This is a genomic window from Serratia marcescens subsp. marcescens ATCC 13880, from assembly GCF_017299535.1.
Classification (GTDB): Bacteria; Pseudomonadota; Gammaproteobacteria; order Enterobacterales; family Enterobacteriaceae; genus Serratia; species Serratia marcescens.
In genome coordinates this window covers 1,798,359-1,819,209 of sequence record NZ_CP071238.1, presented here as the reverse complement: position 1 = coordinate 1,819,209, position 20,851 = coordinate 1,798,359, and the positions used below count along the sequence as shown (strand labels likewise).

Sequence of the window (20,851 nt, the reverse complement as noted above, 5' to 3'; positions counted from 1 at the left end):
TCTCGCGCCGGCTTTTTTGTTTTTATCCCGACCGCCCTCTTTTCAGTCAGCCGCGATAAATGTTGCGCCAATCCGATGATTTCTGCTTGTGCTCTGCACCGCGGCAAGTAACATAGCCATTACCCCCATATTCTTGGGTTGTAAGCTATTTCTAAACCAAATTATTAAAGAGAGAAATCTATGAGCGTAGTGCCTGTAGTCGACGTACTGCAAGGTCGTGCTGCGGTTGACAGTGAAGTCACCGTACGCGGCTGGGTACGTACCCGGAGAGATTCAAAAGCTGGTATCTCCTTCCTGGCCGTCTATGACGGTTCCTGCTTTGATCCGTTACAGGCCGTCGTTAATAATTCTCTGCCGAATTATCAGGATGAAGTGCTGCATCTGACCACCGGTTGCTCGGTTGAAGTCACCGGCAAAGTCGTCGCTTCACCGGGCGAAGGCCAGAGCTTCGAACTGCAGGCTACCGCGATCAACGTGGTCGGCTGGGTCGACGATCCGGACACTTACCCGATGGCGGCCAAGCGCCACAGCATCGAATACCTGCGCGAAGTGGCTCACCTGCGCCCGCGCACCAACCTGATCGGCGCCGTGGCGCGCGTGCGTCATACGCTGGCGCAGGCGATTCACCGCTTCTTCCATGAAAATGGCTATTTCTGGGTGTCTACCCCGCTGATCACCGCCTCCGATACCGAAGGCGCTGGCGAGATGTTCCGCGTCTCCACGCTGGACCTGGAAAACCTGCCGCGCACCGACAAGGGCGCCGTCGATTTCAGCCAGGACTTCTTCGGTAAGGAAGCCTTCCTCACCGTTTCCGGCCAGCTGAACGGCGAAACCTACGCCTGCGCGCTGTCCAAGGTATACACCTTCGGCCCAACTTTCCGCGCTGAAAACTCCAACACCAGCCGCCACCTGGCGGAATTCTGGATGATCGAGCCGGAAGTGGCCTTCGCGACGCTGGACGACGTTGCCGGTCTGGCCGAAAGCATGTTGAAGTATGTGTTCCAGGCGGTGCTGGATGAACGTGCCGATGACCTGAAATTCTTCGCCGAGCGCGTGGATAAAGACGCTATCGCTCGTCTGGAGCGTTTCGTTTCTTCCGATTTCGCCCAGGTGGACTACACCGACGCCATCGAGATCCTGCTGGCCTCGGGCCAAACCTTCGAAAACCCGGTCTCCTGGGGTATCGATCTCTCTTCCGAACATGAGCGTTACCTGGCGGAGAAACACTTCCAGGCACCGGTGGTGGTGAAAAACTACCCGAAAGACATCAAAGCGTTCTATATGCGCATGAACGAAGACGGCAAAACCGTCGCGGCCATGGACGTGCTGGCGCCGGGCATCGGTGAAATCATCGGTGGTTCTCAGCGTGAAGAACGCCTCGACGTGCTCGATCAACGTCTGGAAGAGATGGGTCTGAATAAAGAAGACTACTGGTGGTATCGCGATCTGCGCCGTTACGGTACCGTGCCGCATTCCGGTTTCGGCCTGGGCTTTGAACGTTTAATCGCCTATGTCACCGGCGTGCAAAACGTGCGCGATGTGATCCCGTTCCCACGCACCCCACGTAACGCAAGCTTCTAATTCATACGATCAAACGTTTTTTAAACGATTTCGTTACAAAACAAAGGCCAGCCTCGCTGGCCTTTCGCATTTTTTAATATTGACGCACGTCACAAAGTTCCCGAAAAATTACATTTGGTTACACATACTTTCCTTTTGCAACCTCATTGCGACATTGGTATCATTTTCGTCCTAGATTAACCCGCCTGTGAATGGAACACTGCGTTCAGACACAGGACGACACCAATCTATCAACAATAGTTCCCAAAGAATTATTGGCGGCAGTGGCAAAGGTGTCCGAATAACACCAATGAGGGTAATAATGATGAAGCGCAACATTCTTGCAGTGGTTATCCCGGCTCTGTTGGCTGCTGGTGCAGCAAACGCAGCTGAAATCTACAACAAAGACGGCAACAAGCTGGATCTGTACGGCAAAGTTGACGGTCTGCACTACTTCTCCAAAGACAAAGGTAATGACGGCGATCAGACCTATGTTCGTTTCGGCTTCAAAGGTGAAACTCAGATTACTGACCAACTGACCGGTTACGGCCAGTGGGAATACAACGTCCAGGCTAACCACGCCGAATCTCAGGGCACCGAAGGCACCAAAACCCGTCTGGGCTTCGCCGGTCTGAAATTCGCTGACTACGGCTCCTTCGACTACGGCCGTAACTACGGCGTACTGTACGACGTGGAAGGCTGGACCGATATGCTGCCAGAGTTCGGTGGCGATACTTATACCTACTCCGACAACTTCATGACCGGCCGTACCAACGGCGTTGCGACCTATCGTAACAACAACTTCTTCGGTCTGGTTGACGGTCTGAACTTCGCCGTTCAGTACCAGGGTAAAAACCAGAACGACAGCCGTGCTCTGAAAAAACAGAACGGCGACGGCTGGGGTATCTCCTCTACTTATGACATCGGCGAAGGCGTAAGCTTCGGCGCAGCCTATGCGTCATCTAGCCGCACCAATGATCAGAAAGATTTGTCTACTGCTGATGGCAAGAAAGCTGACGCATGGACCGTGGGTGCGAAATACGACGCCAACAACGTCTACCTGGCGGCGATGTATGCAGAAACTCGCAACATGACCCCATACGGTGAGTCTGACTTCAGTATCGCTAACAAAACTCAGAACTTCGAAGTGACCGCTCAGTACCAGTTCGACTTCGGTCTGCGTCCAGAAGTATCTTACCTGCAGTCTAAAGGTAAGGACCTGGCTGGCCGCACCGCGAACAACGCTCGCTTCAACGGCGGCGACGCTGACCTGGTTAAATATGTTTCTGTTGGTACCACCTACTACTTCAACAAAAACATGTCCACCTACGTTGATTACAAAATCAACCTGCTGGATGACAACGAATTCACCAAAGCTAACGGCATCGCAACTGACGATATCGTAGGCGTTGGTCTGGTATACCAGTTCTAAGTTGTCTCGCTTAACGGCGGTTTACCGTCGGCTAAGTTAAAAAACAGGGCTTCGGCCCTGTTTTTATTTGTGTATTCCGGTAACGTTTTATCCTGCAGATTTCCCCTTCCCCATCATTTTTTCTGTCGAATCCTTCCCGTTCACAAGATCGAGGTGTTTTTATCGCAAACGGTTGGCAAAGCCGATAACTGGCGCTACCCTGATGCTTCTGTCTGCTTAACTCCGAGATTTGGAAGCACCTGACATGTTTGAAAAAATCACCGCCGCACCCGCCGACCCGATCCTGGGCCTGACCGACATTTTCCGCGCCGACGCCCGCCCGAATAAAATCAATTTAGGGATTGGCGTTTATAAAGACGAAACCGGCAAAACCCCGGTGCTGACCAGCGTAAAAAAAGCTGAACAGTATCTGCTGGAAAACGAGACCACCAAAAACTATCTCGGCATTGAAGGCATCCCGGCGTTTGCCAGCTGCACGCAAGAGCTGCTGTTCGGTAAAGAGAGCCCGATCGTCACCAATCGTCGCGCGCGCACCGCGCAGACGCCAGGCGGCACCGGCGGCCTGCGCGTGGCGGCAGACTTTATCGCCAACCAGACCAGCGCCAAGCGCATCTGGATCAGCAACCCAAGCTGGCCGAACCACAAGAACGTCTTTAGCGCCGTTGGCCTGGAAGTGCTGGAGTACGCCTACTACGACGCTGCCAACCACGCGCTGGATTTTGACGGCCTGCTGAACAGCCTGAAACAGGCTCAGGCCGGGGATGTCGTGTTGTTCCACGGCTGCTGCCATAACCCGACCGGTATCGATCCAACGGCGGAACAGTGGGCACAACTGGCTGAGCTTTCCGTCGCCAATGGCTGGCTGCCGCTGTTCGACTTCGCCTACCAAGGCTTCGCCAACGGTCTGGAAGAGGATGCGCAGGGGCTGCGTATTTTCGCCGCCAAACATCAAGAGCTGATCGTCGCCAGCTCCTACTCGAAAAACTTCGGCCTGTACAATGAGCGCGTCGGCGCTTGCACCATTGTAGCTGCCGATGCCGAAACCGCCGATCGCGCCTTCAGCCAAGTGAAGGCGGCCATTCGCGCCAACTACTCCAACCCGCCGTCACACGGCGCGGCCGTTGTCGCCACCATTCTGGGCAACGACGCCCTGCGCGCGATGTGGGAGCAGGAGCTGACCGACATGCGCCAGCGCATTCACCGCATGCGTCAGCTGTTCGTGAACACCCTGCAGGAGAAAGGCGCACAACAGGACTTCAGCTTCATCATCCAGCAGAATGGCATGTTCTCATTCAGCGGCCTGACCAAAGAACAGGTGCTGCGTCTGCGTGAAGAGTTCGGCGTATACGCCGTGAACTCGGGCCGGGTGAACGTGGCCGGCATGACCCCGGACAACATGGCGCCGCTGTGTGAAGCCATCGTCGCCGTGCTCTAAAAGCATCGACGCAGGTCATAAATCATAAAAAAAGGGCGCTCTATGCGCCCTTGATTATTTCGGCCGGGAAATAATCGTTACCACACCGCCGGCTCTTCGCGCAGGAACGGGTTGGTCTGGCGCTCGTGGCCAAAGGTCGACATCGGGCCGTGGCCGGGAATAAAGCGCATATCGTCGCCCAATGGCAGCAGCTTGGTGCGAATCGAGGCGATCAACGCCTGATGATCACCGCGCGGGAAGTCGCTGCGCCCCACGCCGCCGTTAAACAGCACGTCGCCCACCAGCGCCAAACGCGCCTGCTCATTGATAAAGACAATGTGGCCTGGCGTGTGCCCGGGGCAGTGCAGCACCTTGAGCGTCATTTCGCCCACCTGCATCTCATCGCCTTCCGACAGCCAACGAGTCGGGGTCAGCGGCGCACACTCCTCCAGCCCGAACATCCGGCTCTGCGCCGGCAAACCATCCAGCCAAAAAGCGTCCTCTTTATCCGGGCCGTAAATCGGCACCTGATAATGGTCCGCCAGCTCCGCCGCCGCGCCGACGTGATCCAAATGGCCGTGCGTCAGAAAAATCTGCGTGATTGTCACACCCTGCTTCGCCACTTCCGCTTTGATTTTTTCCGCTTCGCCGCCGGGATCAACCAACGCCGCCTGCTGCGTGTTTTCACACCAGATCAGGCTGCAGTTCTGGCTAAAGGCGGTAACGGGAATAAGATGGTATTTCATAAGGCTCCAACGACAATAACGCCGCCTCTGCAAGGAGCAGCGTTATTCACTGAGGGCACCGCGATTACCAGCTCCGAACCGGGCCGGTATCGATGTGCACGAAGTTGCTACGTGGGTAATATCCTACACCACCGGCGCGCATTTTTAACGCCGCTTTACGGATATTACTCAATTGGATACCTTCAATGTGGAAATCCATCGCCTGGCCCTTGGTATGGTAGCTGTGCTTGGCCACGCCGCGGCTGTGCGCGCGCAATTCGTTGTTGGTATCTACGGAGCGGTAACCGGAGATCAGCTGCACCGGCTTGCTGGTGCCCAGCAGCCCCTGCAGGCGATAGAGGTGATCAAACAAGCTGGGATCGATCGATTTAACCTTGTTGGCGCGATAATCGCGGAACAGATGATTTAGCCGAACCAACTCTTCTTTATTGTAGCCTTTGCCGTCAAAGAACTCGGCTTTAATAGATTCACCGGTATTCAGGTTATTCAGCACTAAAATACGCGGTCGAGCGGTGGAAAGACTGGCAAATGCCTGCCCTGGAAGCAGCGCTATGCCCATAGCGGCGCCACCTAGCGCCAGCCATTTACGGCGATGATGATCAATTTTGTCCATGACTCTGTTAAACCCGGCAAGAATGTCAAAATAAATGCACAAAGCAGCGCACTGTCCGAACCATAACCGCCTGCGTATGCTGAGTCAACCCGCGATACGCCTAGGTTTACAGGCCCCCGCCTACGAGGGCCTGCGGTATAGCCAAACATTCTGACCGTTATTTATTTATAATTACTGCATTTACTGCATTAATTTTTTGGCCTGAGCCAAAATTTGTGCGCCCGATCTCACCGTATTATCATAATTGTAAATATCTGTACGGAATTGCGGTTGGCCATCATCCGAAACCCAGGCGGTCAGATAATACAGTTTTACGGGAATACGCTGGCGAATATTCACATAAGTGGTATTGCCTTCTTTCAGCGTGGAGGAAACGCGGCTATTGTTCCAGCCGGCATCCTGCAGCAGCATATTCGCCAAATCGGAAGCCTTGTTCACCCGCACACAGCCGGAGCTGAGCGCGCGGATGTCTTTCTGGAACAGGCTGTGGTTCGGGGTATCGTGCAGGTAGATGGCATCCGAGCTCGGCATATTGAACTTGAAACGCCCCAACGAGTTGGTGGCCCCCGGCGCCTGACGGACGCGATACGGGAAATTGCGCGCGGAAACCATGCTCCAGTCGATCATCGCCGGGTTGATCACTTCCGCATCGTTGCTCCAGCCTGACAGCACGGTATAGCCGTGTTTCTGGAAATAGTTACCGTCGCGCATCGCCTTCGGCACAATATCCTCACGCACCAGAGTGGTCGGCACGTTCCAAGGCGGGTTGACCACCACGTTGTTCAATGCGCTGCTCATCAGCGGCGTCTTACGGCTCGGCCGCCCGACGATAACGCGGGAGGACAACACTTCGTTGCCGTTCTGATAGTAGGTCAGCGAGTAGTTGGGAATGTTCACCATAATGCCGGTGCCGACATGCCCCGGCAAAATGCGCAGGCGCTGGATATTCAGCGCCAACAGCGCGGCGCGGGTTTTCGGTGACACGTTGAGCCACTCGCGGGTGCGCACGCCGATCACGCCGTCCGCCGTCAACCCCTGCCATTTCTGGAAACGCTTGACGCCCTCCACCAGCTCGTTGGTATAGAGGTTGTCGCTCACCACGCTGCCGATCTGCGGCGGCGTCTGTTCCGCGGTCAAGTCCGTCACCGGCGCCGCCGATGGGCTCACCGTCACGCGGCTTTTCTCTTCATCTACCGTCAGCCCGCCGTCGTCGGGTTCATTGCTCTTCGCCGAAACCACCGCCGGTTCCGGCTCCGCTTCCGGCGCCGAGGCGGCCAGCATGCCGGTGCGCGTCAGGATCTCACGCAGCGCCGGGATATCGTTGCTCATTTGGCCAGGGCGCAGGCTCGGGCCACTGCCCACCTGCGGCCAGGGGCGGTTGTCCGCCAGCATGTCACGCAGCGCCTGATGCATCTTGGCATATTGCGGATGCTGCGGCGCGAGCGAATTTACGTAGCTCAGGGTTCGCGCCTGGCGCACCGCCAGCTGCCATTGATTGATCACCGCGGTGGGCGGCAAACCAAGCTTGTAGGGAATATTGCTGTACAGCCAGTTGTTGCCGTTGGCGCCGATGGCGGATACAAACTGCAAATAACCCAGCATCGCATCGGACAGCACCGCATCGCGGCCCGCTTCACTGAGCGCCGGATCGGTCAACATCTTCACCCACTGGGTGAACTGCGGCTGCACGCCGGACATCGCCAGTTCGGCCAGCTGCTGTTGAAACTGCTGAACGGCCTCGCGATCCTGCCACATCGGCTGCATATGATTCGCCGCATACAGCGGCGCCAGCGTGGAAAGGTAGTGCAGATCCATACCGCGCGGCAACGCGGCCAGCAGTTCAGAACGACTCTGCGCAACGGACATGCCTGCTGTTGCCACCGGTAACGCCGTTACGGTGGCCAAGGCGGAAAACGACGACACAAGACTACAGGCGATAGCGCCACTCAGCGCCAAACGTCGTAGAGAGTTTCCCTTTTTAAGCAACATCCCTTGCCCCCTGTATGCTCACAAAAAAAACGTCAAAAATTGCATATAGTTTCAGTATACAAACAGAAAGGCCGTTTCGCCCTACGGGCGTAGAATAACTGTTTATCTGATTAAACTAACCGCTTTTCAACGGATAAAAAAGCAGGACTATCATCCACGCGCACAAAAAAATAGCCACCCTGCGGCGGCTATTTTCGGATTTTTAGGGCGTTTTTCTGCGTTATGGCGTTTCAACCGGCGCAGTGCCCAGCGCCGGCGGCTCGCCGGCGAAACCGCGCAGCCCCACCACGTGCACATGCTCGTGGTTCTGGAACACCTTACGCACCAGTTTATAGGTGGTGCCCTTCTCCGGACTGATGTTTTCCGGCGCCGCGATGATCAGCTGCATCTCCAGACGATCGCACAGTTCGAACAGCGTGGCGATCGACTTGGCATCCAGACGCGCCGCTTCATCGAGGAACAGCAGGCGACACGGCGAGATATCTTTACCGCGCAGGCGGCGGGATTCTTCTTCCCAGCTCTGCACCACCATCACCAGGATTGACATCCCGGTACCGATGGCTTCACCGGTAGACAACGCGCCGCTTTCCGCACGCAGCCAGCCGTCGGAACCACGGTACACCTCAACTTCCATTTCCAGGTAGTTGCGGTAGTCCAGCAACTCCTCGCCGATGGTCTGCGGCGTGCGCTGCCCCATGTCGATCTGCGGATTCAGGCGCTGATACAGCTTGGCCAGCGCTTCGGAGAAGGTCAGGCGGTTGCTGTTGAACAGATCCTGATGCTGTTCCTGCTGCTCGGAGAGCACATCCAACAGAGTGGCATGCGCTTCGCGCACATTGACGTTCAGACGGACACTCTTCACCTGGCCGAAGGCAACGGCCTGCAGACCCTGGTTCAGCATGCGAATGCGGTTCTGTTCGCGCTGAATGGTTTTGCGAATGATGTTGGCCACGCTTTTCGAACTGATCGCCAGCTTCTGCTCGCGCGCGGTCAGCTCTTCGGTCAGACGGCCCAGCTCGATTTCCATCTGCTCGATGGCCTCGACCGGATCGTCGGTGCGGATGATGTCCTGACGGATACGCTCGCGCAGGTGTTGGTACACCGCGATATAGAACTGAATCTTACGCTCCGGCCGCTTCGGATCTTCCGACAGGCGCAGCACGTCGCGCAGGTGTTCGTTATCCGCCACCGCCAGACGCAGCGCGCCGAGCGCCTTATCCGACATCGAGCGTAGCTCGTCGCCATCCATATACGCCAGCTCGCGGCGGTGCAGGCGGCGTTCCACGCCGTTGTCTTTCACCAGGCGCATCACCGCGCACCACCCCGCCTTGGCGGTCACCACCTGCTCGCGCAGCTGATGATAGTCGCGTTCCAGCTTCCGCAGTTTCTTCTGCAGGCCGTCCATTTCGGCTTCGCAGAAGGTCAGCTGTTTCTCCAACTGATTGCGGCGAGCGCGGTTGTTGCTCAGCGCCGCATGCAGCTCGTCGCGACGCGCGCGCGCGCGCGCTTCAGCGTTGGCGTCGGCCTGCACGCCGATATCCACCAGCTCCTGGCTCAGCTCTTTCAGCATGTCGCGCTTGGCGTCATACGAGCTTTTCAGCGAGGCCAGCACCTGGCTGTATTGGGTGAACTGGGTTTGATACTGACGCAGCTGCTCACGAGCGCGGGCGCGTTCGGCTTCCGCCTGCTCCAGACGCTGACGCAGCTTGTCGTTGAGATCGTTGTTGGCATTCTGCATGCCGGCGGAGTCGGTATAGCTGAAGTGCGCGCGACGCTGCACCACTTCTGTCAACGCGAACGCCTGCTGTTTAGCCTGACGCTGCACGCTTTGCGCCTGCGCATAGTCCTGCTGCAGCTGTTCATGCTGCTGCGGATCGCTCTGCAGCACCGACAGCAGCGGCTCCAGTTTGGTCAGTGACACCCCGTGCTGTTGAATGTGGCGCGCGGCGTCCTGCGCTTCTTCCAGCTCTTCGCGGATCTCGTCGACGCGATCCTGCAGCGTTTCATCGTTCAGCAACGACACCAGCGGCATCAGGCGGTTGAGCGCGGAAATGCCCTCTTTGGCCTGGTCGTACTGCTGACGCTGCTGCTGATTCTGCGCTTCGTGATTGTTCAGCGCACGCTCGATCTCGCCACGACGGGCGTTCAGGCCGCGGATCTCCGCTTCCGGATCGGCGTCGAACGCCACCGCCAGATGGGTGCCGATAAAGCGGCTGAAAGCCTGGTGCGAGCGCTGAGTTTTCTGCACGTCGAACGACAGCGTGGCGTAACGCTCCGCCAGCGTTTCACGCTCGGCATGCAGCACCTCCAGCCGGTTTTCGCGCGCCGCACGGCCGAACAACGGCACTTCCGGGTAGCGGGAATAACGCCACTGGCGATCGGCGATCTTCACCACCACCGCTTTGTCCTGTTCTTCGACGGCAAATACGCTGTCATCGAACGACTGCGGATCCCCTTCGATCAGGTAAAGATCTTCCGGGCAATCTTCCAGCCCTTCCAGCATCTCGCGCACCAGAGACAGATCCGGCACCACGATGGCGTGGCGCGAAGGGCCATACAGCGCCGAGAAGTAAGGTGCGTCATCAATGGTGACGTCATCGTAAATTTCCGACAGCAGCACGCCGCCGAAACGTTCGGCCAAGGTGACCAGGCGTTGATCTTCCGCGCCGCCCGGCTGGCTGAGGCGCTCGATCTGCGCTTCCACTTCGCGCTTGCGGGCCGCCACTTCGTCGCGCTCGACGGTAGTTTCACGCTCGCGCTCCAGCAGTTGCTGCATGTATTCGGTCACCTGCTGGCTGTTTTCCAGCGGCTCCCCGCTCTGATCGCTAAGCTGGCTCAGGGCATCCTGCGCCGCCAGCCACACCGGGGCGCGCGCCGTCAGCTCACGGATGCGCTGCTGGATCTGTTCCAGCTCCTGGCGCATCTCCATGCGGCGTTCGCCGGCTTCGCTGACGTTCTGCGACAGCGCTTCCAGGCGCTCTTCCAGCTCCTGCTGCAGCATGTCGAGATCGTCCGGCTGGTACTCTTGGCCATGGCGTTTGCAAAACTCTTGCAGCAGGCGCTCGGCGTCCTGCTGCGAGCGCAAGCGCTGCTCCAGTTCGCTCAGGCGCAGGCGCAGCGGCTGAACGCGCTCGGCTAAGTGCTGCTGCGAAGGCCAGTCGCGCAGCAATTCGCGCGCGCACTGCCAGGCTTCGCTGCGGCTGACCTGACCGGCGATTTTACCCACCAGCTGATAGGCCTGTTCGAACTGGCCGTGCGCGGCATCGGCCACGCTCAGCTTCTGTTCCAACATCAGCAGCGCTTCGGTCGCCTCCTGCTCGCGGGCCTGGAAGGTATCCAACCACTGTTCGGCATTATCGGCAGTCAGGTCCGGCAGTTGGCACAGCGCGCGCGCGCGCTCCAGTGCCTGCAGCGCCTGCTGGTACTGAATGGCGCGGGTCTGCTGCACATCGAGCGCCTGCTGGTAGTCGGCCAACTGGCTCTTCAGCTCATCCACTTCCAGCTCGGCCGCTTCGGCGCGCGCTTCGTTTTCGGCCTGTTGCTCGCTCGCCTCGGCCACCACTTCGTTCTGCTCTTCCAGACGGTAGGTCAGCTCTTCCAGATCGGCTTCATAGCGTTCGATCTTCTCCTGCTGACGCATGGCCGTCTGCACCAGATTCAAGTGGTCGCTGGCGGCCTGGTAATCGGTTTCCAGATCGGATTCAGCGCCGCTCTGTTCGCTCAGCTCGCGCGCCATTTCCACATGGCGATACTGTTCGGCGGCCAGCTGCTTGCGGCTGCCCAACAGATCGCTGCGCAGCGCCAGCGCGCCGTCCAGATGGATTCGGCGTTCGTTGGCATGACGCATATAGTCCGCCGCCACATAGGAGGTGGCCTCGGAGATCAGATGCTTGAACAGGTCGCGATCCGACTGGGTGACGCGGATCGCTTCCAGCGTCATGCGGTTTTCGCGCAGCGCCGCTTCCATGTCCTGGAACGCCTTGCGCACGCCGCTGTTTTCCGGCAGCAGGTAATCGCGCAGCGAGCGGGTGATGGCGCTGGAGATACCGCCGTACAGCGACGCCTCAATCAGACGGTAGAACTTGCTGCGATCGGCGGACGAACGCAGGCGCTTAGGGATCACGCCCAGATCGAACATCAGCGAGTGGTAATCGGTGATGGAGTTGAACTGCTTGAACTGCACGCCCTCCATCTCTTCCACGCGCTCTTTCAACTCTTGCAGCGACAGCACGCGCGCCTGGCGCTCACCCACGGTCTGGGTCAGCAATTCAGTCGGCTGTACCGCGGTCGGCAACCCCTGAATGGTGAACGGTTTGATATCGACCTTGCGATCGCGCCCCGCCACCTGCTGCAGACGCACGCCAACCACCACGCGCTGGTGGCGTGAGTTGACGACGTCAAGGGTGGAGTAACACACGCCGGCGCGCAGCTTGCCGTGCAGGCCTTTGTCGCGTGAGCCGCTGGTGGCGCCCGCTTCGGTGGTGTTACGGAAGTGCAGCAGCGTCAGGTCGGGGATCAGTGCGGTGACGAAGGCCGCCATGGTGGTGGATTTCCCCGCCCCGTTACCGCCGGACAGCGTGGTCACCAGCTCATCCAGATCAAAGGTGCGGGCGAAGAAGCCGTTCCAGTTAACCAGCGTCAACGAGCGAAATTTACCGCGTTCAATCATTCCTGTTCATCCTCTGCACCGTCAGGAGCGTTATCAACCTGCTGATCCTCAGCGTCATTCTCATCGTTCAGCGACAGGCTGGTTTCAACCGGCATCGCCTCGCCGTCGCGAATCATGCGCAGCTGCGCTTCACGCGGATCGTCGCCGCTGCGCACGTCGGCGCCGAAGCGGAACACCGCCTCGGTAATGCGGAACTTGCTGCTGTCATTGCCCATGAAATAGACCATGCCGAGGCGGCGCAGGCGGTTCAGGGAAGTGCGCACCTTTTCGTGCAGCTTCTGCCGATCGAGATCCGAACCGGTGGAGCGCTGGTTGACGAACTTCAGCAGCTTGTTCTCATCGGCCAGGCTCAGCAGCTCGTCGTACAGCTCCTGATGACTGAAAATGCCTTCGTGCGCCAGGCGCTCGGGGCTGAGATACAGGTAGCACAAGATCTTACCCACCATCATATCCAGCTCGGACAGCACCGAACGCGGGATCAGCGTGGTGGAGCGCGGGCGCAAATAGAAGAAGCCTTCCGGCGCCCGAATCAGCTCGACGCTGTAACGGTTGTAAAATTCTTCCAGCTCATCCTGGAAATCCATTAAAAAGGCGTGGTTGTCCAGCTCATCGATACCGATGTGACGACCCGCGCGCAGTTGGCTGTCCAACGCCGGAAACAGCGAGTTGGACAGCGCCTTGGCCAGCTTGACTGGCATTACTTGTTCAATATTTGTCGATGACATGGGCCTGGACCTTGGCTCCGTAATCATTGATTGCCTGCCATTCCGCCGGCAACCCTGAGAAATCTGCTTCAGCCACACCGAGGCGCACAGCCTGGTCGACCACTAAACGTGCCACGTCGAAATGACGCGCACGCGGATATTGCGCCAGGTAATCGCGCATCACCGCCGCAAGGTTGAGCGGCATCTGCTGTTCCTGGTACACCTTCAGCGCCTCTTCGATCATCGCCGCCAGCTGTTCGCGAATCTCGCTGAACTCTTCGAATTCCAGATCCGGCGGCAGTTCCCCGGTCACTTCCTCGCTGCGCAGCGCCAGTTCTTCGTCGCGCATGTCCAGCAGACGATCGGCATTGGCATGGGTCAGCGCCCACGGGTGGTCGAAATAGGTTTGCACCGACTGACGCAGGCGCTGGGCGAACACGCGGTTTTTGTCCATATCGATAGCGGTACGGATAAATTTATGCACGTGGCGATCGTAGCCGATCCACAGGTCGATCGCCTGCTGGCCCCAGCTGATGATGCGATCCAGCTTGCTTTGCAGATCGAACACCAGCTTGTCGACGAAACCCAGCTCCACGTTGCCGAGGGTTGCGTCCTGGATGCGCAGCAGGTTGGCCTGCAGCTTATCGCCCGCCGCATCCAGCGTATCCTGCAGCTCGCGCAGGGTGCCCGAGGTTTCCGACAACAGCATCTCGCAGCTGGAGATCGCCGCCCGCCAATCCTTGCTCAGCAGCGCCGCGATGTCGTTCTTCACGCTCTGCTGCTGCTCATCCATCACGCGTTGGGTCATGTCGATGCTGTCGAAGATTTCCGCCACCGAATATTTCAACGGCGCGAACACGTTGCGGTGCCAATGGAAATCGTCGCCGCCCTCGTCGGCGGCATCGGCGGCGCGTTTGAGTTCCTGCGCCACGATCGACAGCTGCATCGACAAACGCAGCGTGGAGAATTCGCGTTGGCGAATATAGTAATCGGTAATGCCGATACCCAGCGGCGTCAGGCGGTAAATCGCGTTGCCGTCCGCCAGCTCGCTGGTAAAACGGTTCAACAGGCGCTGGCGCACCATGTCGTTAATCGCATTGTTGGCGCGCATCGCCACCGTTTCATGCGTCTGTTCAAAACCCTTGCTGACATGGCGAAATGCATCAACCAGCTCACCTTCGCTCATCTCGCCATCCAGTCGTTCGCCGTTCAGGGTGGCGATGGCGAGCAGAAATGCGAGACGCTCCGTAGGGAGCGAAATAGAGAAATCATTTTTCCGTGCCCAGGCGACCAGTTCGGGTACTGTCTGGGAAAATTCACTCATAGTTCGTCCTTCAGGTTTGGTTTATGCGCCATGACGTGAATATAGCGCCCCAAACTCACGTACGGCTCCTGCCGGCAATAGTGCTGTTCAAGCGCCAGTAACTCTTCAAATTTTTGTGTTTGCAGCTGTCTGCTCTGCAGATAGTCGTGGAACACCCGCACGCCGGTTTTGCCGCCGATGCGCATGCCCAGCTGTTCCAACCAACCGTAGACCAATAGCGGATCGTGCGGATATTGCGGCGACAGCGAACGCTTGCGGCGCCGTCTGACCTCGGGATCCACCAGTTGGAAATTACCCAACACCACGTTGCGCATCAAGAGGCCGTTGGCGTTGAAGAACATCAGCGACAGCGCGCCGCCCGGCGTCAGGCAGTCATACAACGCCTGCAGCGCCGCTTCGGGCTCGGCGATCCATTCAAGCACTGCATGAAACAATATCAGATCAACCGGCTGTTCCAAATGTTGAGCGATATCCTGCGCAGAACTTTGTACGAATTGCATGTTCTGGCTCACACCTTTCTGCTCCGCCAGCTGCGCGGCGCGCTGGATCATCTCACCAGAAAGATCGCACAACAACACCTGATGTCCTAATTCTGCCAGTTGGCAGGCCATATGGCCTTCACCGCCCCCGGCGTCAAGAATGCGCAGCGGCCGCTGCGGCAACTGCGCCAGCAGCCCGGTCAGATCCTGCCAAACCACCGCCTGGCGGATTTTTCCTTTCGTGGTGCCGTAAATATTACGCGCAAATTTTTCAGCAATATCGTCAAAATTGCGATCCTGCATGGACAACGGCTCCGCTGATCTCAGTCTTGTCGGCGGCAAAGCGCACGCCCATTCAAACCTGCTATTTTGGCACAGACTGGCTTAGAATGTATCTTCTTGCGGCCTGTTTATACCTGGATGCCGATTTTTCACCCAAAAGGATCTGATTTTCGATGCTGTTCAACCTGAAAAAGTTCTTTGGCGCCCTGCTGATGCCACTGCCGCTGTTGATGCTGCTGATGGGGCTGGCGCTGCTGCTGCTGTGGTTCACCCGCTGGCAAAAAAGCGGTAAGACGATTTTCACGCTGAGCTGGCTGTTTTTACTGCTTTTCAGCCTGCAACCGGTGGCCGACCGGCTGCTGCGGCCGATCGAAGCCGAATACCAGACTTATCGCGGTAACGATCCGGTCAGCTACATCGTCGTGTTGGGCGGGGGCTATACCTACAATCCCGATTGGGCGCCCAGTTCAAACCTGCTCGGCAACAGTCTGCCGCGCGTCACGGAAGGCGTGCGGCTCTACCTTGCACATCCCGGCGCCAGGATGGTGTTCACCGGCGCGTCCGCCGGCCCCATGCAAAGCAACGCCGCCACTGCGGCGCTGGTGGCCGAAAGCCTGGGCGTGCCGCGCAGTGATATGGTGATCTTGGGGAAACCGCGCGATACCGAGCAAGAGGCCGCTCAGGTCGCCAAGTTGGTCGGCGAGCAACCGTTCATTCTGGTGACCTCCGCCAACCATCTGCCGCGCGCCATGCGTTTCTTCAAGGCTAAGGGGCTGCACCCGATCCCGGCGCCGGCCAATCAGTTGGCTATCGACTCGCCGCTGAATATCTGGGATCGCGCCACACCGTCGTCAATGTTCCTCGGCCATACCGAGCGCGCCTGGTATGAAACGCTGGGTAGCCTGTGGCAATGGCTGAAGGGCGCAGATAGCGCCGGCGCAGAGTAAAGCCCGTTCAACCGGCCAGCCAGGGCAGCAGCTGTTGCGACGCATAGTCGAACGGCCGCCGCTCCAGCTTGCCGGTATGGATCAAACGCCCTACCGCTTCCCATACCGCATATAGCCAGCGCCGCGCCAGGAAAGCGTCGGCGACCGGCGCCCGCTGCAGATAGTTGAACAACAGCTGGCTGGGCATGCCCGCCTCGCAGAGGCGGAAAAGATCGTATTCGCGCGGCGCCCACAGCACTACGCCGGGGTTGAGCATCGCCAGCAGTTGATCGCTTTTGGGATCTTTCAGCATGCTGCGCAGCGATAAGTTACCGTGCACCAGAACACAGGGATCATCGAAGCCGACGAAGAAATGGGTCAGCGTTTCGCGCGTGCGGTACAGCAAACGCCGATCCGCCATGGTCAACTGCGGGGTGGTGAGATTGACCACCGTCGCCCACAACACTTCGACCCGCTGTTGATACCAGCAAAACCAGTCATTCTCCTGCGTGCTGTCAACGCTGCCGACGCTGCCGTGGCTGTCGATGCGGTGCCAGGCCAATATCCCGTCAACGATCTGCTCCATCAGCATATTCCAGCGATCCGGCGAGCGCGTCGGCGCCTCAACCGACACGCCGCGCAGGCGCTCGATCAGCAGGATTTCCGTATACGGCGCCTGGTGGGTGCACACCACGCCATACACCGTAGGCAGGCGAATATCCCCGTCGCGCGCCAGCATCGACAGCTTGTACGCCTCCTGCTGGGCGATGCCCCGACAGATAAAGCTTTTCGCCATCAACGGGATCGCGTTGCCCTGCCGATCGTACAGCGAATACATATGCGCATAAGGCTGTTCGCTCACCCGCTCCAGCCGGCTGATGGACTCACCCAGCACAATGCTCAGTTCGGCGCGTAACTGCTCCATAAGGCATTCACCTCAGGCTAATTAGGGGGGGATGCGTAACATCATCAAACGGCGAGCGGAAAAATTCTTCAACGCAGATCAACAAAACGGGGATCAATAATGGGGTGTTGCATCGTCGGCGCGTTGCGCGGCGCGCCGACGAAATCAGGCTCAGGGTTGAATGCTGTCGCGCACGCGCTGGAGGTCTTCCGGCGTATCGACTCCCACGCTCGGGATCGCTTTCGCGACCGCCACGTGGATCTTTTCACCGTACCACAGCACGCGCAGCTGTTCCAACAGCTCGATCTGCTCCAGCTGGCTCGGCGCCCATCTGACGTAGCGGCGCACGAAGCCCGCGCGGTACGCGTAGATGCCGATATGACGCAGCAGGCTGTCGCCGATGCTTTCTTTCGACGCGGCGAAACGCTCGCGATCCCACGGAATGGTGGCGCGTGAGAAATAGAGCGCGTAGCCCTGCGCGTCCATCACAACCTTCACCGCGTTGGGGTTGAAAGCCTCTTCGGCGCTCTCGATCGGCACCGCCAGCGTCGCCATGCCGGCCTGGCTGCCCGCCAGGTTCTCCGCCACCTGCCGCACGATCACCGGTGGGATCAGCGGTTCGTCGCCCTGCACGTTAACGATGATCTGATCGTCGGCAAAGCCGTAGTGCGCGATCACTTCCGCCAGACGCTCGGTGCCGGAATGGTGATCCGGGCTGGTCATGCACACTTCGCCGCCGGCGGCTTCCACCGCTTTGGCGACTTCAGGATGATCGGTCGCCACGATGACGCGGCTGGCGCCTGACTCACGGGCACGCTCCATCACGTGCACCACCATCGGCTTGCCGTGAATATCGGCCAGCGGTTTGCCCGGCAAACGGGTTGAGGCGTAGCGGGCGGGAATAATAGCGATAAAACTCATGCGTGCTTCTCATCCAGCGACAGCGCACGCGCTTCATTTTCCAACAGTACCGGAATGCCGTCACGCAGCGGGTAAGCCAACCCGTCCGCTTTGCACACCAGCTCCTGGTTTTCTTTATTGAAATAGAGTTTGCCGTTGCATACCGGGCAGGCAACGATTTCGAGTAAACGGTGGTCCATGCATCCTCCGCTAGGGGATAGGTCATCTGGGAAAGGCAGTGAGGATAGCATAACGCCCGGCCTCAGGTTAATCATCGGCAGCGCCAACCCGCCGATATTTCCTCACTGCGTCGGCGTGACAGCTTGAACTGCGGCGCATCCCGGCGTAGAATTTTGTGATGAAAATCACAAAAGAAAGCAGTGATACATGATCAAACGTCTGCATAAAATCATCGCTCTGTTCGCTAACTTCAGCCACTGAGCCCCTTTGTAACGAGCGACGCTTCACTTCGTTTTACCCCACCGACGGCGTCGCTCGTTATCCCACTTCCCAGCCGGCACCCCATTCAGCGGCCAACGCCGCCGGAATGTCGCCCAGCGCGACCCGTTGCGCACCGTGCCATTTGGCCGTGCGCGCGATGGCCTGCCGGATATCCTGCGTTCGCTGTTTGCCGAAGCGCACCTGCGGCTCCGCATGGAAACTGATGATCTCGAAGATGCCCTGGCGACGGTGCGCCTTGGCGTCAATCCGCCCCACCAGCTCGCCCCGATGCAGCACCGGCAACGTGAAGTAACCGTAGCGGCGTTTTTCTTTCGGCGTGTAACACTCCAGCCGATAGTCAAAGTTGAACAGTTCGAGCGCCCGGCGGCGATCCCACACCACCGGATCAAAAGGCGACAGCAGGCTGGTGACCGTCGATTTCAATTTGCCCTGCTCCGCCAGCGGCAGCAGTTCCGCCAGTGATTCATGCACATAGAACTGCCCTTCCAGCCCCTCTACCTGCACCGGCGAAATTTCCCCCTGCGCCTGCAGCTCTGCCAGCAAGGCTTTTGGCGCCACGCGTTTCAGCCGATAATAATCCGCCAACCATTCGGCGCGAAAAATGCCCAGATAGCGGCAGGTGCGATGCAGCATCTGCCGGCGCGCCCACTCCGCAGGCAGCGCATGACGCGCATCGTCCCAGGCCGGCAGCAGCCTTTCGGTCAGATCGTAAACCCGGTGGAAGTTGCGACGCTCGGCCACCATCAGCTTGCCGGCGGTAAACAGGATCTCCAGGTGCCGTTTCTCCGGTTTCCAGTCCCACCACCCGCTGTTGCCTTTCTTCTCGGCGCTGAAATCGGCGGAACGCACCGGCCCCTGTTGTTCGATGTGCCGCAGCAGGTTGTCCATCGCGGCCTGGTGCTGCTGCACCCAGTCGGCCGAGTATTTCCAGCCCATATCATGCGGCGCCAGCATGCGGTGGCGCAGCAGACCAAAATCTTCGATCGGCAGGAAACAGGCCTCGTGCGCCCAATACTCGAACAGCTTGCGGCCGGCGAGCGCCTGCTCAAGCCACTCTGGCTGATAGGTTCCCAAACGGCTGAACAGCACCAGATACGGGCTGCGAGCGACGACGCTAATGGTATCGATTTGTAACAGCCCCATGCGCTGGATCGCGCTCACGACGTCATCGGGCCGAGCCTGGCGTTTAAGCGGAGAAAGCAGCCCCTGGGCGGCAAGGTGCAACGCGCGAGCGGCGGTAAGGGAAATGGTCGGGGTGGTCATCCTGATATCCGTGGCGAGTAGGCAATGGCCTGATAATAGTGGATATCGCGGGATTTATCTTCGCCAGTGCTTGCGGGTGGCGACACCGGCACTGGCGAGGAAGGAGGATGCGATCAGAACGCGATAACGTCTGCCGCGGACAGCCCATGCGAGCTGCGATAGATCGAGAACTCAACGTTCTGACCTTCGTTCAACGACTTATTTTTGGTGTTGGCGATAGCGTTGCGGTTGACATAGATTTCGTCGCTGCCATCTACCGGTGAAATAAAACCATAGCCTTCGGCCTGATTAAACCATTTCACACGACCCATTTTTAACACAGTATTTTTAAACATAACTTATATCCTTTTACTTGAGCATCCTTGACAACGTCATTTTTTATATTGTCTGGACGCTACCAGCCCATCCTAAAGTTTTTCGTAACAAACCTCTCGTGAGCAAAAAAATAAAAAACCCGCACTAAGGCGGGCTTGTTGAACTTAATATCTTCCGCATGACTCAGCGCTGAAGCGTCACCATGGTTGTATTAAGATCTCTTTATACGCGTTCCCTGTCTTCTTACAGAGCAACTACGTTGGCGGCAGCCGGCCCGCGCGGGCTGTCCTGGATGGTGTACTCGACACGCTGGCCTTCAGCCAGGGTCTTGAAACCGTCGGTCATGATTGCGGAGAAGTGTACAAATACATCTTTGCCGCCGTCGTGCTGCTCAATGAAACCAAAACCTTTGCTTTCGTTGAACCACTTAACTTGACCAGTCTTCTTAGACATTACTTTTACCTTTAAATATATTTACAAAACCTGCCATAAGAGGCAATTGCGGCCATTTCAGAAACATTACTTATGGGAGGTACTTAGAAGGTTCGTCTTTGAAGCGGAATCGGATGATAACGTTTTTGGAGGAACTGCTTAACTCTAAACTCGAACATAAATAGGTCTGGATTACAGGCCGACTTGCATTTACTCATAAAAATGGTGAATGCACAAGAGGTTTATTGCAATAAATTCATCATTACGTCGAATTTATTTTTATCCCCCTGAATATACATGACTTAATTTAACGCTCGCCGCGGCCGATCCACCGCGTTCCTCTCCTCACCGGAGCATCATTTGCCCGTCTGAGCGCTGCAAATGAGAGCTAACGCATAAAACTCTAATATGCTTGACGCTGCTATAACAAATCCCAA

At 57.9% G+C, this 20,851-nt stretch carries 18 protein-coding genes; 4 read left to right on the top strand and 14 right to left on the bottom strand.

Going from position 1 to position 20,851, the window contains the following annotated elements; genetic code table 11:
- Positions 1 to 180: 180 nt before the first annotated feature.
- From asnS to J0F90_RS08550, 3 genes are all read left to right on the top strand, one after another.
- Positions 181 to 1,581 carry an asparagine--tRNA ligase gene (gene asnS, locus J0F90_RS08560; RefSeq protein WP_033640806.1) on the top strand — a complete coding sequence of 467 codons (1,401 nt, stop codon included), beginning with the start codon at positions 181 to 183 and terminating at the stop codon, positions 1,579 to 1,581.
- A gap of 301 nt (positions 1,582 to 1,882) precedes the next feature.
- Positions 1,883 to 2,992 carry a porin OmpC gene (gene ompC, locus J0F90_RS08555; protein WP_033640807.1) on the top strand — a complete coding sequence of 370 codons (1,110 nt, stop codon included), beginning with the start codon at positions 1,883 to 1,885 and terminating at the stop codon, positions 2,990 to 2,992.
- Positions 2,993 to 3,236: 244 nt separating this feature from the next.
- Entirely contained in the window at positions 3,237 to 4,427 is a 1,191-nt protein-coding gene (locus J0F90_RS08550) for an amino acid aminotransferase (protein ID WP_033640808.1), read from the top strand.
- A gap of 77 nt (positions 4,428 to 4,504) precedes the next feature.
- On the opposite strand, the gene J0F90_RS08545 is transcribed toward J0F90_RS08550, so the two are convergent.
- The 7 genes from J0F90_RS08545 to cmoM form a co-directional block, all read right to left on the bottom strand.
- Complete coding sequence (locus J0F90_RS08545) at positions 4,505 to 5,152, bottom strand: MBL fold metallo-hydrolase (RefSeq protein ID WP_033640809.1); 648 nt, start codon at positions 5,150 to 5,152, stop codon at positions 4,505 to 4,507.
- A 64-nt stretch (positions 5,153 to 5,216) separates the two neighbouring features.
- Positions 5,217 to 5,765 carry a peptidoglycan L,D-endopeptidase MepK gene (mepK, locus tag J0F90_RS08540; protein ID WP_004928217.1) on the bottom strand — a complete coding sequence of 183 codons (549 nt, stop codon included), beginning with the start codon at positions 5,763 to 5,765 and terminating at the stop codon, positions 5,217 to 5,219.
- 180 nt (positions 5,766 to 5,945) lie between these two features.
- Positions 5,946 to 7,754: a L,D-transpeptidase gene (gene ldtD, locus J0F90_RS08535; RefSeq protein WP_072009677.1), complete on the bottom strand. Its 1,809-nt coding sequence runs from the start codon at positions 7,752 to 7,754 to the stop codon at positions 5,946 to 5,948.
- A gap of 220 nt (positions 7,755 to 7,974) precedes the next feature.
- Positions 7,975 to 12,423, bottom strand: a complete 4,449-nt coding sequence (gene mukB, locus J0F90_RS08530) for a chromosome partition protein MukB (protein ID WP_016928310.1) — start codon at positions 12,421 to 12,423, stop codon at positions 7,975 to 7,977.
- Positions 12,420 to 13,148 carry a chromosome partition protein MukE gene (gene mukE / locus J0F90_RS08525; protein WP_004928226.1) on the bottom strand — a complete coding sequence of 243 codons (729 nt, stop codon included), beginning with the start codon at positions 13,146 to 13,148 and terminating at the stop codon, positions 12,420 to 12,422. Before mukE ends, mukB begins: the two co-directional genes overlap by 4 nt.
- A complete protein-coding gene (mukF, locus tag J0F90_RS08520) occupies positions 13,129 to 14,451 on the bottom strand; it encodes a chromosome partition protein MukF (protein ID WP_004928228.1) in 1,323 nt (440 codons plus the stop codon). The genes mukE and mukF overlap by 20 nt, the downstream gene beginning before the upstream one ends.
- Complete coding sequence (gene cmoM, locus J0F90_RS08515) at positions 14,448 to 15,233, bottom strand: tRNA uridine 5-oxyacetic acid(34) methyltransferase CmoM (protein WP_015377334.1); 786 nt, start codon at positions 15,231 to 15,233, stop codon at positions 14,448 to 14,450. The genes mukF and cmoM overlap by 4 nt, the downstream gene beginning before the upstream one ends.
- Positions 15,234 to 15,385: 152 nt before the next feature.
- Here cmoM and elyC point away from each other — a divergent pair, with 152 nt between their 5' ends.
- Complete coding sequence (elyC, locus tag J0F90_RS08510; protein WP_033640811.1) at positions 15,386 to 16,159, top strand: envelope biogenesis factor ElyC; 774 nt, start codon at positions 15,386 to 15,388, stop codon at positions 16,157 to 16,159.
- Positions 16,160 to 16,166: 7 nt separating this feature from the next.
- Here the strand turns inward: elyC and J0F90_RS08505 are convergent, their stop codons facing one another.
- The 7 genes from J0F90_RS08505 to cspE form a co-directional block, all read right to left on the bottom strand.
- Positions 16,167 to 17,063: a YcbJ family phosphotransferase gene (locus J0F90_RS08505; protein ID WP_033640812.1), complete on the bottom strand. Its 897-nt coding sequence runs from the start codon at positions 17,061 to 17,063 to the stop codon at positions 16,167 to 16,169.
- A 150-nt stretch (positions 17,064 to 17,213) separates the two neighbouring features.
- A complete protein-coding gene (gene kdsB / locus J0F90_RS08500; RefSeq protein ID WP_033640813.1) occupies positions 17,214 to 17,963 on the bottom strand; it encodes a 3-deoxy-manno-octulosonate cytidylyltransferase in 750 nt (249 codons plus the stop codon).
- Entirely contained in the window at positions 17,960 to 18,142 is a 183-nt protein-coding gene (locus J0F90_RS08495; RefSeq protein ID WP_004928237.1) for a Trm112 family protein, read from the bottom strand. The genes kdsB and J0F90_RS08495 overlap by 4 nt, the downstream gene beginning before the upstream one ends.
- Positions 18,143 to 18,209: 67 nt before the next feature.
- Entirely contained in the window at positions 18,210 to 18,380 is a 171-nt protein-coding gene (locus J0F90_RS08490) for a hypothetical protein (protein ID WP_154232126.1), read from the bottom strand.
- A gap of 60 nt (positions 18,381 to 18,440) precedes the next feature.
- On the bottom strand, positions 18,441 to 19,667 hold the full coding sequence (locus J0F90_RS08485) for a winged helix-turn-helix domain-containing protein (RefSeq protein ID WP_033640814.1): 1,227 nt from the start codon (positions 19,665 to 19,667) through the stop codon (positions 18,441 to 18,443).
- Between the two features lie 113 nt (positions 19,668 to 19,780).
- On the bottom strand, positions 19,781 to 20,002 hold the full coding sequence (locus J0F90_RS08480; RefSeq protein WP_004928241.1) for a cold-shock protein: 222 nt from the start codon (positions 20,000 to 20,002) through the stop codon (positions 19,781 to 19,783).
- A gap of 223 nt (positions 20,003 to 20,225) precedes the next feature.
- Positions 20,226 to 20,435 (bottom strand): transcription antiterminator/RNA stability regulator CspE, encoded by a 210-nt coding sequence (gene cspE, locus J0F90_RS08475; protein WP_004928244.1) that lies wholly within the window; start codon positions 20,433 to 20,435, stop codon positions 20,226 to 20,228.
- Positions 20,436 to 20,851 lie beyond the last annotated feature (416 nt).

Excerpts from the sequence above, each read along its gene's own strand:
- mepK (WP_004928217.1), bottom strand. The coding sequence starts at position 5,765 with ATGGACAAAATTGATCATCATCGCCGTAAATGGCTGGCGCTAGGTGGC.
- cspE (WP_004928244.1), bottom strand. The coding sequence starts at position 20,435 with ATGTCTAAGAAGACTGGTCAAGTTAAGTGGTTCAACGAAAGCAAAGGT.
- J0F90_RS08495 (WP_004928237.1), bottom strand. The coding sequence starts at position 18,142 with ATGGACCACCGTTTACTCGAAATCGTTGCCTGCCCGGTATGCAACGGC.
- mukF (WP_004928228.1), bottom strand. The coding sequence starts at position 14,451 with ATGAGTGAATTTTCCCAGACAGTACCCGAACTGGTCGCCTGGGCACGG.
- cmoM (WP_015377334.1), bottom strand. The coding sequence starts at position 15,233 with ATGCAGGATCGCAATTTTGACGATATTGCTGAAAAATTTGCGCGTAAT.
- ompC (WP_033640807.1), top strand. The coding sequence starts at position 1,883 with ATGATGAAGCGCAACATTCTTGCAGTGGTTATCCCGGCTCTGTTGGCT.
- mukB (WP_016928310.1), bottom strand. The coding sequence starts at position 12,423 with ATGATTGAACGCGGTAAATTTCGCTCGTTGACGCTGGTTAACTGGAAC.
- J0F90_RS08545 (WP_033640809.1), bottom strand. The coding sequence starts at position 5,152 with ATGAAATACCATCTTATTCCCGTTACCGCCTTTAGCCAGAACTGCAGC.
- J0F90_RS08550 (WP_033640808.1), top strand. The coding sequence starts at position 3,237 with ATGTTTGAAAAAATCACCGCCGCACCCGCCGACCCGATCCTGGGCCTG.
- elyC (WP_033640811.1), top strand. The coding sequence starts at position 15,386 with ATGCTGTTCAACCTGAAAAAGTTCTTTGGCGCCCTGCTGATGCCACTG.
- kdsB (WP_033640813.1), bottom strand. The coding sequence starts at position 17,963 with ATGAGTTTTATCGCTATTATTCCCGCCCGCTACGCCTCAACCCGTTTG.
- ldtD (WP_072009677.1), bottom strand. The coding sequence starts at position 7,754 with ATGTTGCTTAAAAAGGGAAACTCTCTACGACGTTTGGCGCTGAGTGGC.
- J0F90_RS08505 (WP_033640812.1), bottom strand. The coding sequence starts at position 17,063 with ATGGAGCAGTTACGCGCCGAACTGAGCATTGTGCTGGGTGAGTCCATC.
- asnS (WP_033640806.1), top strand. The coding sequence starts at position 181 with ATGAGCGTAGTGCCTGTAGTCGACGTACTGCAAGGTCGTGCTGCGGTT.
- mukE (WP_004928226.1), bottom strand. The coding sequence starts at position 13,148 with ATGTCATCGACAAATATTGAACAAGTAATGCCAGTCAAGCTGGCCAAG.
- J0F90_RS08485 (WP_033640814.1), bottom strand. The coding sequence starts at position 19,667 with ATGACCACCCCGACCATTTCCCTTACCGCCGCTCGCGCGTTGCACCTT.
- J0F90_RS08480 (WP_004928241.1), bottom strand. The coding sequence starts at position 20,002 with ATGTTTAAAAATACTGTGTTAAAAATGGGTCGTGTGAAATGGTTTAAT.